Genomic DNA, 10,597 nt, shown 5'->3' on the forward strand with positions numbered 1-10,597 from the left:
ACGGCACTTGTGGGCGATCTCCCGCCAGCACCCTATCCGTTTGAAGTCGATATGGCTAAGGCTGCACATGGTGCCGCTATTTACCAAAGTGTCTGCAGTAAATGCCACGATCATAATTTATTTGTGGATGTGAGTGTGCTCCGCGTAGATGCCAATCGTGCGAAGGGGCTCAACTCACCTGCGCGCCTCGGTTTGATTAAAGGTTTAAAGGCCGCATGCGGTGACATAACTGATACAAGGTGTAACATCGCAGATGACGAGGTACTCCGCGACAGGAGTGATCGTCCGGGATACCAAGCTCCGAATTTAGCTGGTATCTGGGCTCGGGCCCCCTATTTGCACAATGGCTCGATACCGACTCTTTTTCATCTGCTGGTACCGCGACAAAGACCCGAGGCCTTTATACGCGGTGATATCAGATTCGACCGAACAAAAGTTGGTTTTTTATCAGAAATTGATAGAGCGCAGGGCAAAACAGTCGATACGCGATGGCCCGGTTTTAACAACAGGGGTCATGAGGAGACGGGAGTATTTTTCGGCGGTATTGATTTCGAGCGCGAAGATTCGGCTCGAGAATCGCTCCTAGAGTATTTAAAGACTTTGTGAGTTCAGAAAAAGATCGCTAGAGAGAACAGTCGGAACTCAAGGACCAACTTGGTGATAACGCCCTTGTTGTCCGTGCCGGCTGACGTAGCTTTAGCTGCCGAGTTTTCGTAGCTTGCTTTAATCCACGTGTTGATACCAATGTGCGGATAGATCATATAGCGAATACCGGCCGTGAGTTTGCTTAAGACAATGCTCTCGCTACCGGTATTTTCGCCGATTGCTTGCGTGTTCGCTCTTGAGCCAAGTAAAAACCCACCGTAGGGAATCCAGCGGCTAGAGCTTATCGGTCCTTGATGATCGTCGGATGATTTGCCGGTCTTGTCTTTGTCGAAGGCTTTGTCGGGACTGTTGAAAAGGACTCCAACGTTCCATTCGGTGTTACTCCACGAATTCTTATAGGTACCCGTGGTTTTGCCCAAGTTATTCATCGTGATGTCGAATACTGGTTCGACAGACGGTGATACAAAATATCCGTAACCCAAACTTCCCTTGATAATCTTGTCCTGCAAATCTGTATTTGTGTCACCGGACGATATCCGACCCGTACCGTGCGTGTAGTCGAGGTAGCCAGTGAGCTCGTGCTGATAATCTGCCATCGCCAGCGTCGGGCTTAGCAAACCCGCCAGACCGATGATGTAATGAGCCAACTTAACCATGGCACGACCTCCTATCCACGTGGTTCGGCATGTTGTGATAAAAGTTGAGAATGGTGGCCAAGTTGGTAGGGGGTGACTTAAGAAAATACAGTAAAAACGGGGTGTTAATTTTTAGGTTCTTTTTCGTGGACGGCACTGCTGGGCGGCGTAATAGAGCGGTAAAAAATATATGTTTAGTTTTTACCAAATTTCTTTATACTCCTGCTGACAACGACGCATAGTAATTATTATGGAAGGGTTTATGTTGCCGATTAAACAAAGACTTCGGCTGATTGTTGCCATCTTCCTGTCTTCCTTGGCGATGCCCAGCACTGTCTTTTCCAGTACTGCCACTTCTAGCAGTGCCTCCCTCGGTTACGTAGTGGTCGATCACGATATTGAAGTCTCCACCGAGTGGGATGCCTCAGCCATCTACATCATCACAGCGGAAGTTCATGTGCTTGCTGGTGTGACTCTGACCGTTGCCGATGGCACGGAGATTCGCATCGTAAACGGGCGTCAACTTCCGTCTCAGTTAGGTAGCAATGCCTTGGTTTTTGATTCCGGATCGCGGCTCAAAGCCGGGACCATGCGTGTGATGGCCGCCGACGCCAAGGGTGAGCCCGAGGCTGTCGCTGATAATGCTGGCATTTGGTTCCTAGGTTCATGGCGGGCAGCCTCTAAGGACGGTCTGGAGGTCACAGCGGTAGGCTCTTCTCACCACTCGCGGTTTCAGGCAGAGGCGATCGAGACTTCCTACCTTGGGCGCCCGGATCGAGATCCTACAGGTCGTCACTATCCGGGAGGTGACGATGACGCTGAGTTTGGTGACGACATCGACGGTATCTCAATCCTTGGCGTTGGGCCGACAGAATGGCGCGTAAACGCTGTAAGTAGTTTAGCCTCAGGTGACGATGGATTTGATGTGACAAATTCCACCATCGCCATGGACACTTTAACCGTCGATGCGCCGACAGAGGACGGGATGAATATCTCGTCCAGCAACGTCGCGATCAGTCGGCAGCTTTCTATTGATATGACTCGGTCAAAGTCGGCTGATCGTGGGTTATTTGATCTCGAAGTGGACGACGGCCCTAGTCGGGTCATCATGCGTAAAAATAGTCGTGCAAATCTCAGTGGCTATTTCGGTGATGAGCTAGTCATTGAATCGTCGGATATGCCGATGCCTAGGGAGGGACGTTTTTTTCGCTTCACAGGCGCCATGGAAACCGGAAGTACCGAGGTTTACTTGAACGATGAAATGAATCCCCAGACTGTTGGTAGGGTGAATTCAGGCCAATGATGCGTGCCCGTCCAGGGGCAGAACCAGGCTGGATAATCTTGCTGGCATCCTGAAATTAGTTGGCATTCTCCCATTTTGACGGCACCGAAATTAATGTTGGCACTGCATCCATTAGCCCTAGCGTAAGCGCTGATAGATTGCTGGCCAAAGTAATAGCCGACATTTGGATCACTCGTGCCGTGGATCACCATTGCTGGAATCTTGGCGCCGCCACCGCCACCTGCCACGGCGATGACGGCGCGAACTGCTTGGGTGCGGAGGCTGGCTAGTCCGTTCACAAAAAATCCGCCGTTGCTAAAACCATGTACAAACACGCGGTTCGTGTCGATACAGTAAAGGCTGCTCGTGGCGCGGACAATTTCGTCAAAGAACAGAACGTCAGGGCTGGACCCGCTAGAAGCGTTCCAACCGCCACCGAGGGCATTGGGGTAGATAAAAATGGCTTCATCCCCAGCCATGGCCTCAACTAAAGGCCACTTGTGGTGGACACGCGGTGAATTACCGTCCAAGCCGAAGCCGTGGTAGCCGATGACAAGGGCGTGTTTGCGATTCTTGTCATATTGAGCGTTGACAACGCGAAGGAACGACCGCGGGGTCGCGCCGACGCGAACCGTTACGCTGCGAAGTCCTAGGTCCTCACCTGGTACGCCGCAACCCGCACTTCCGGCTTGGGGAACCTCGGGAGCGGCTGGCGAACTGGCGGAGGTCGGAGCTGGCGGGTTTTCATCCTTTTCGGGCACGATTTTTGGAATCTCGACAGCATGATCGGTCTGACGCGCTGCATTGGAAGTTTGTTGGGTCTGGAGGGTCGGGGAGCCACTCGCATTGCGCTCCGTGCCTCTAGTGCCGCAAGCCATGACAGGTAGTAAAAGGCAGTAAGCTAGCGCGCCACGGCTGAAAGTCGAAAGCTTCGTCATAAGGCACCCCAGACCGGTAGTTGGTTATGGTTTAGCTATCGGTATGTGGATCAGGGGGCTTTAGTGGCGCGGGGAATGAATTTAACACACTAAGATAATTGGAATAGTTGGATTACCTGGCGATAAACATAAAGTTTTAATTGATGCATTCTATGTCAGATCATAAGGTGGTAATACCCCGAAATCTGTTTCTACTTCGGTTCCAAAACGTGCGCGGAACTTTGCTGACCCCCTCTATGAGGATCGGATAAATGTGTGGGATTGTTGGTATCTCCAAATTAAATGGCGAGCGAGCCAGTGTAGACGACATTAAGGCTATGTCTTCGGTGCTGGTGCATCGTGGGCCCGACGAGGCGGGGTATGCCCTCGTCAACGGAGGAGCAACAGGATTTGGGCATCTGCGTCTCAGCATCATCGATCTGGTAAGCGGCCAGCAACCTCTTTACAACGACGACCATTCGCTGTGTCTCGTCTTTAATGGCGAGATTTACGACTATAAGGCTATTCGCCAATCTTTGGAAAAGCAGGGACATAAGTTTCGTACCACCAGCGACTCTGAGGTGCTGCTGAAGCTCTACGAGGTGCATGGCCTCGATTTTCTTGAGCATATTAACGGCGAGTTCGCCTTTCTGATTTGGGATCAGCGGCGCCGTCGCCTCGTGGCAGCGCGAGATCGTGCCGGTGTTAAACCTCTTTTTTACTACAAAACGTCTAGCGAAGTTATATTTGCATCCGAGGCCAAGGCCATTTTGGCGCTCCCCCGCGTTGAGAGCAGTCTCTCGACTAAATATCTGACGGGCCCGCTCTTTGGTGTGTTGCCGGCTGATAATTCCCAGTTTACTGGGATTAACTGCCTGCCACCAGGTAACTTGATGCTGATTGAGCATGGTGTCGCTGGGGAGCCCATGCCTTACTGGCAGTTCGATTGTGATATCGATCGCAGCCTCAGCCAGGAAGATGCCGAGAGAGAAGTGCTGCGCCTACTCCGCAAGGCTGTTGAACGCCGTATGGTGGCAGACGTTGACGTAGGTGTCTATCTTTCCGGTGGACTCGACTCGACGGTTGTTTGCGCCTTGATGGCCGAGCATGGACAGAAAGTCCGGGCTTTCAACATCGGCTTCGGTGGCAGTGTTTACGATGAGTCATCACTTTCTCGTCGTATCGCGGAGCATTACGGTGCGCGGTTTGATTCCCTCAACTGCAGTATGGACGCGATGAGTGAGAATTATCTCGCGACTATCTATCACACGGAGCTTGCGCTAGCTAACCCGAGTGCCATAGCCAAGCAAATGCTCTCCCGCAGTGTGCGGGAAGCAGGTGTGAAGGTGTGTTTGACGGGGGAGGGCGCTGACGAAGGATTTGGGGGGTACCCTTACTTCAAACTGGAGGCGCTCTGGGGCATGCTCATGTCGGAGCTACCTGCTGAACGTCGCCGCGCCAGAAAGTTGCTCAAACAGTTTGAGGCCACTGAATATCGGTCCCGTGGTGTACTGTGGGACAGTGATATGCCCTACAAGCGGGCACCATGGGTTCTAGGTTATCCAAGTTATCACCAAATTCGAGCTTACTATAGCCGCCGCTATGTGCCTCTGATTTTCAATCAAGATCGACTCAAACTTAACGGTAGCGACAGTCCGGACAAGATATTTGAACACCATTTTGCGAACGATCGCGTGCGGTCGCTGCATCCATTCAACGCGAGCAGAGTGATTTCCATGGCTCAGCTCTCCGGATATATCATCCCCACTTTGGGTGACCGAGTTGAGATGGCTCATTCCGTCGAATGCCGGACGCCCTTTCTGGATCGTGATTTGCTCAATTTTATCGCTCGCGTCCCGCCGGAATACTTTATCGATATCGATAAACTCAGGGAAAAAAGACTATTGCGAGCGGCCGTGGATCATTTGCTTCCGGATTTTGTCCGCCAGGAACATAAACATCCGTTCTTTTCTAACAACTGGCACGCATTCAGTAAAACATCTCGTGGCAGCGAGATTTTCAGTGATTTGATTGGCGCTAAGAACATCAACCAAACGGGCATGTTCAATGCTGGATTTATAAAATCAATGATGGCCATGTGGCGCGTCGCGCCCCAGTCGTCTAAATTCTTTAAGCGCGTTGACATATTTTTCGGATTTATTTTGGGATGTCAGGCGCTGCATCAGCAGTTTATCGCCAATCGACCCGTGGCTAATCGCAACTTCCGGATGATCGACCGTACGGCAAGGGCCGGTGCGGAGACGATGCGACCCACCGCCCGAGGGGGGCGTAACAAAGACCGTGGCGAGCCCATGCTGGAAGTGGCGTCCGTAGTTAGCATTGAATCAAAACTGGACGTCTGAGCTACCGACTAACGGTTGTTACTCGGTGGTTCGTTCAGGACGGTGGCGAGCATGACTGCTAATGGAGCATTCCAGTTGATGGCTACTTCATTGGACGCAAAACTGGCTCGCTCATCAAGATAGCATTTTTCAGGTAGGCAGGGGCCGTATTCTAGATGGTCTTCTTTGCGCTGATTGGGTCCCCCAATCAACATGCCAGGAATTGGTAACAGTTGTTCCGTAGCTCCGGAGATCCGGTGATGTGGGTGTCTGGGGCTAACGAAGCCGTGACCCGTTACCATGGACATGCTGAGAGCATTACGTCCAAATAAGTAATGGAGGATCTCATAAACACCATCCAGATATTTACGATCATGAGATAACTGGTATGCATAGGCCAACACGACGCCTTTATTCGCCGCAATGGAGTTGGAACCCCATACGAATTCAGCCCGATCCAGCGGTACTTTAAAAGGGTTGGTGGCTATTTGCTCAAGAATCGAGTTACCGTACTTTAGTAGTTCCATTCTGACGGCACCTACGTCAATGGGTGCAGCATTCTCGGGGGAACTAAGAATTGAAAAATAAGCGAGATTTGTGACCCCGGTAGTTGGCGGTTCGCCCATACCCCAGTCGGCAGGACCATGAATATCAGGTCTAGCCAAAAGTCTCTGGATATTGCTAAGACCGGAGATTTTCTTTTTCCCTGTTAGGTAATCTAAATAAAGCTTCTTGCCTGTTGATAGATACAATTCTGTCAGGGCCCAGAAGTACTCGTCCTCGTAACTACCACCGTCATAGTTGCCCGAACCGTCTTTGACGAGTGGGACTTTTTGGTTTGGATTCTTTAGGGCCCACGAAATAGCTTTAGTGGCGCGGACCAAACAGTCTTTGGCATAATCAGGATCCCAAGACTGATAGACACGTGCCGCCTGTGCCATAACAGCAGCAAAATTTAACGTCGCATTCGTTGCCTTTGGGAATAAGTATCGATCTTGGATGTCCCGTTCTGGGGCGACCATACCAGGCCAGTAAAGTCCTGCCACTTTACTGTAGACGCCCCCGTCTTTTTCATCCTGCATGGTTTTTAACCAATCTAGCTCGAATTTCACCTCATCCAACAAGTCGCTTTTGTTGTTCGTTGACTCTGGTATCGCAGAGCTATCACCAATTAAGTTTGGTGCAAAATGAGAGATGCTCAATAGAGTTGCAACGGTGATACCTGCATTTACGACATATTTGCCGTAATCGCCCGCGTCATACCAGCCACCCGGCGCTGCTCGTGTTGCACCGCTGTGCACAGGATAAAATTTTAGATTTAGGTCGGGATGGCCTAAGGGACGCGATCTTTGAGGCGCATGATCATCGCGGATAGCCACGGATGCTCTCTGGAAATAATAAAACCGCAAGACGTCCTTGAGCACCTTGGTGTACCCATCGGTGCCAACGTGCAGAGTTTGGGACGCAGGGTGTTCACCGATGGTAATAGCATAATCGCCCGGCATCATCGCTCCCTCGAACAATGCGCCCCACTTCTTAACGCCGGGGGACTCCCAAGATGTGATAGGAACCAGCTGGATGGTCATGGACGGCGACTGGTCCAGGAGCGGTTTAAGTGTCAAAGTTGCAGGTGGGGGAGCATCTGTAGTCTGGTTCACAACAAGAAACTTACCGCCAAGCGCCGGATAGCCCACCTGATCATAGCTAAGAGCAAATGACTGGTCGCCCTGCGGTTTAGTACCGTTCACTTGAGCAAAATGGGCGCAGTGGCAGAGTAAGGTGACTAAGAGGATAAAAAAACGCTTCCGCATCGTGAACCCTTGGTTTTTTTATCCATAATACCAGATTTTCCGGAATCCTTGACGAGGCAACTCAAAGTTAAGCCGCATCTCTGGATTTTTTCGGCGTACTGCCGTTAGGCATGGAGTCGCTCAACTGTTGCGACGCTGGGTCAGCTGTATCCGTAAAATAGGATGGCAGCTCCTGCTTGATAGAAGGAGCTAGTCGTTTCATGTCTTGGAGTTGGCTGATGACGTTGGCATTACCTTGGGTAAGCTGCATTTCGGCGTGATCATAGGCCTCAGACGCCCTGGTGAGGGACTTTTTGATGTCGTGGAAGTACTGCAGAAATTCGCGCACTTTATCAAATAAGAGCTCTGATCTCCGCACTAGCTGAGCTGTGCTACGACTGTGTTCTTCGAAGCGCCAGATTTGTTTTACTATGTTGAGGCAGGTGAGTAAGGTGGTTGGAGTGGCTACCAACACGTTCAGCTGCACCGACTCACTAAATAGATCTGGATCTGCCTTCACAGCCTCAACAAATGCCGATTCAATGGGTACAAATAAAATAACCACGTCCGGTGATTTGACGCCGTCTACCTTATGGTATTCACGGCTAGAGAGCTCATTGATACGATTTTTAAGCGCACTGACATGATCCTTGAGTGCTAGTTGCCTGTCGCCCTCAGAATTAGTGTTTACATAGCGCGTGTAGGCAGTTAGGGATAATTTTGCATCAATGATGATTTGGCGGTGTTCGGGAAGATTAACCACCACATCGGGTACGCGGAGGCCACTCTCGTGATGCATAGTCACAAAACGTTTGAAGTCACGGTCGCGAACTAGACCAGATCGCTCCAAGACACTGTCGAGTACTAACTCGCCCCAGTGGCCGTGCATCTTTTTCTGACCGTTGACGGCAAGGCTCAGCTCCTGAGCCTCTTTGGTAAACCTTATGTTCATCTCTTTCAGTGTCTCGAGTTCACGCCTAAGTTCACCCTGCTGCGTGGTCTGGCGAAAGTGGATGTCACTGACCTCGCGCTTAAACTGTTCCATCGAATGTTGGAACGGGCCGATGAGCGTGCCGAGGTTAGCGGTGTTCGTCTCGTGGAGGATCCTGACCTTGCTGTCAAGAATGTCGTTAGCCAGTAATCTAAATTGGTCGCTTAGTGCGCGTTTTTGGTCTTCAAACATGGTCAGGCGTTCGGAATGTTGCCGCTCGCGTTCTGCTAGCCTTGTCCTGAGCTCCGACTGTTCGGCAAGCAGTGCTTGATGGCGGCTCATAAGGTTGTCCATTTCGATACGCACTTCCGTCAAACGCTCTTCGGCACTGAGGTACTTATTGTGACTCTCGGCAGCCCGCACTTCGAATTCCATGGCGCGGTTGCTCAAATCACGGTTCAGATTGAATTGGTGTTCGTTTTGTAAGCGCTCGCGTTCGCATTTATCACGGAGTTCCGCTGCTGTGGTTTTTAATTGTTCGATGGTGACGTTTCGTTCGTCTAATTGCGTCTGCAGGGTGCTGTTTGTTTTCTCCGCGGCATGGCGCATCTCACGCTCTTGCATGAGTTTGTCATTGAGGCTACTCATTTCGGTGGTCGATTCGGATCGTGCCGTCTTCGCCGCCTCGGCCAGGATGGTGAGTCTCTGAACCTCAATCTGTGTCAGCTGCAACTGTTGCGTTAGGTTGCTAGCGTTGCTCTCCAGGTGGCCGTTTTTTTGCAGTACCTCTTCCAAGGCGTGCTGCGCATTCCGGTAGTCATTTTCCATGCGGAAGGCGCTCGAGCGTTTGAGGTTACTAGCAAGTAGGTAACCGACAACAAGGCTCAAGCTAATGCCCACCAAACCTAGTAGCAGCATTTCGACACTCATAAGAACTCCTGCCAAGTGCTCCCGACATGGGGCGCTCGCAAGGTCTTTCGGACGTAAACGGCCATGGCTTTAGCTCTAGTGAAAAAATATTTAAAATCTGTTTAAAATCTATTGGTATCGATAGTTATTGGTGAAAAAGAAAGCCCCCTCATCGGTGGAGGGGGCGCGTTATATTTGGTTCAGCGGCATCCTATCCGCGTCTGTATATTCGTGGCGAATTTGGCAAATTATTTCATTGCCTTAATGTGCTATTTGAATTTCAGCGAGCCGTCGTTTATTTAAACTTACGCCCGCGCCCACAATCTTAAGGTGGGCAACCCGCGTGTAATCGGGTGTGAGAGCACCAGTGCAGCATACGTACCTCCCAGCTTTTTGCTCTTGCGTGTCATTCACGTGAGAGTATCGGTTAGTTCGTCGTTACCCGGTTGAGGCATCCACAGCACAGCTGCTTCAGCTAAAGTAGCTACGGCGGGCATCCTCGCCTGGGTACTTCATCGTGCTGATTAGGACGCGTGTGCGTCATCATGTCCTACCTCCTACCTCATGAGCGCAGGCTATTCCCGAGGCGAATATCCGGTTTTCCTTCGCTGTTTTGTGCGGCCAGTTCACTGCTCCGCACGAGGTGCGTTCGTGAGTTTGTTTCATCGCCTTACAATTACTTCTTCGCCATTTTTGGGTAAAAGCTTTAGGAAAAAATAAAACACCCGTAGTTACGGGTGTTTGAAGATGGCTTAGGTTGTAAGTCCGGTCTAAAATTGCAAAACGGCTGCACCCGTCCCGCAGATCGGCTGATATTCATGTAGCATTGCCGGCTTACCCTCCTTCGCGGCGCCGATGCCACGGAGGAATGCCATCACTTTGAAATCAACATCGACCCGGCAGGTCTTGGCATAATCGCCGGCTAGATCATCGATTTGGCCAAATTTTCCTAGCTCACACAGGTTGATCACGCGCCTGTTCCATGTGTCATCGACCTTGTTGGCAATGTGATCTTCCCGTGGATCACAAGAGGCTGGGAAATAATTCCCCGAGAGTGACGTGATTCCAATGACGGCCGTCGGCGTAGGATCATCGTTCAGTAAGGAGACTAAGCTCGCGGCTAATGCTGCCGTCTTATCGTAACCAGCATAGAGCCAGGACGATATCATCGTCACATCTACTTGC

7 protein-coding genes are annotated in these 10,597 nt (G+C 51.0%); 2 read left to right on the forward strand and 5 right to left on the reverse strand.

Annotated elements, in window-relative coordinates; genetic code table 11:
- Positions 1–608: 608 nt before the first annotated feature.
- Positions 609–1,262 (reverse strand): hypothetical protein, encoded by a 654-nt coding sequence (locus FJ146_17920; protein MBM4253849.1) that lies wholly within the window; start codon positions 1,260–1,262, stop codon positions 609–611.
- 241 nt (positions 1,263–1,503) lie between these two features.
- Between FJ146_17920 and FJ146_17925 the strand changes: the two genes are divergently transcribed.
- Positions 1,504–2,544 carry a hypothetical protein gene (locus FJ146_17925; GenBank protein MBM4253850.1) on the forward strand — a complete coding sequence of 347 codons (1,041 nt, stop codon included), beginning with the start codon at positions 1,504–1,506 and terminating at the stop codon, positions 2,542–2,544.
- Here FJ146_17925 and FJ146_17930 read toward each other — a convergent pair.
- On the reverse strand, positions 2,487–3,461 hold the full coding sequence (locus FJ146_17930; protein ID MBM4253851.1) for a hypothetical protein: 975 nt from the start codon (positions 3,459–3,461) through the stop codon (positions 2,487–2,489). The two genes, FJ146_17925 and FJ146_17930, sit on opposite strands and share 58 nt — an antisense overlap.
- A gap of 251 nt (positions 3,462–3,712) precedes the next feature.
- On the opposite strand from FJ146_17930, the gene asnB reads away from it, so the two are divergent.
- The gene (asnB, locus tag FJ146_17935) at positions 3,713–5,803 is read left to right on the forward strand and encodes an asparagine synthase (glutamine-hydrolyzing) (GenBank protein MBM4253852.1); all 2,091 of its coding nucleotides are present in this window, start codon (positions 3,713–3,715) and stop codon (positions 5,801–5,803) included.
- A gap of 8 nt (positions 5,804–5,811) precedes the next feature.
- Here the strand turns inward: asnB and FJ146_17940 are convergent, their stop codons facing one another.
- The 3 genes from FJ146_17940 to FJ146_17950 form a co-directional block, all read right to left on the reverse strand.
- Positions 5,812–7,593: a hypothetical protein gene (locus tag FJ146_17940; GenBank protein ID MBM4253853.1), complete on the reverse strand. Its 1,782-nt coding sequence runs from the start codon at positions 7,591–7,593 to the stop codon at positions 5,812–5,814.
- A gap of 67 nt (positions 7,594–7,660) precedes the next feature.
- A complete protein-coding gene (rmuC, locus tag FJ146_17945; GenBank protein ID MBM4253854.1) occupies positions 7,661–9,433 on the reverse strand; it encodes a DNA recombination protein RmuC in 1,773 nt (590 codons plus the stop codon).
- A 749-nt stretch (positions 9,434–10,182) separates the two neighbouring features.
- Entirely contained in the window at positions 10,183–10,581 is a 399-nt protein-coding gene (locus FJ146_17950; GenBank protein MBM4253855.1) for a hypothetical protein, read from the reverse strand.
- Positions 10,582–10,597 lie beyond the last annotated feature (16 nt).

The sequence above is a fragment of the Deltaproteobacteria bacterium genome, assembly GCA_016874735.1.
In the GTDB taxonomy this organism is placed as follows: domain Bacteria; phylum Bdellovibrionota_B; class Oligoflexia; order Oligoflexales; family CAIYRB01; genus CAIYRB01.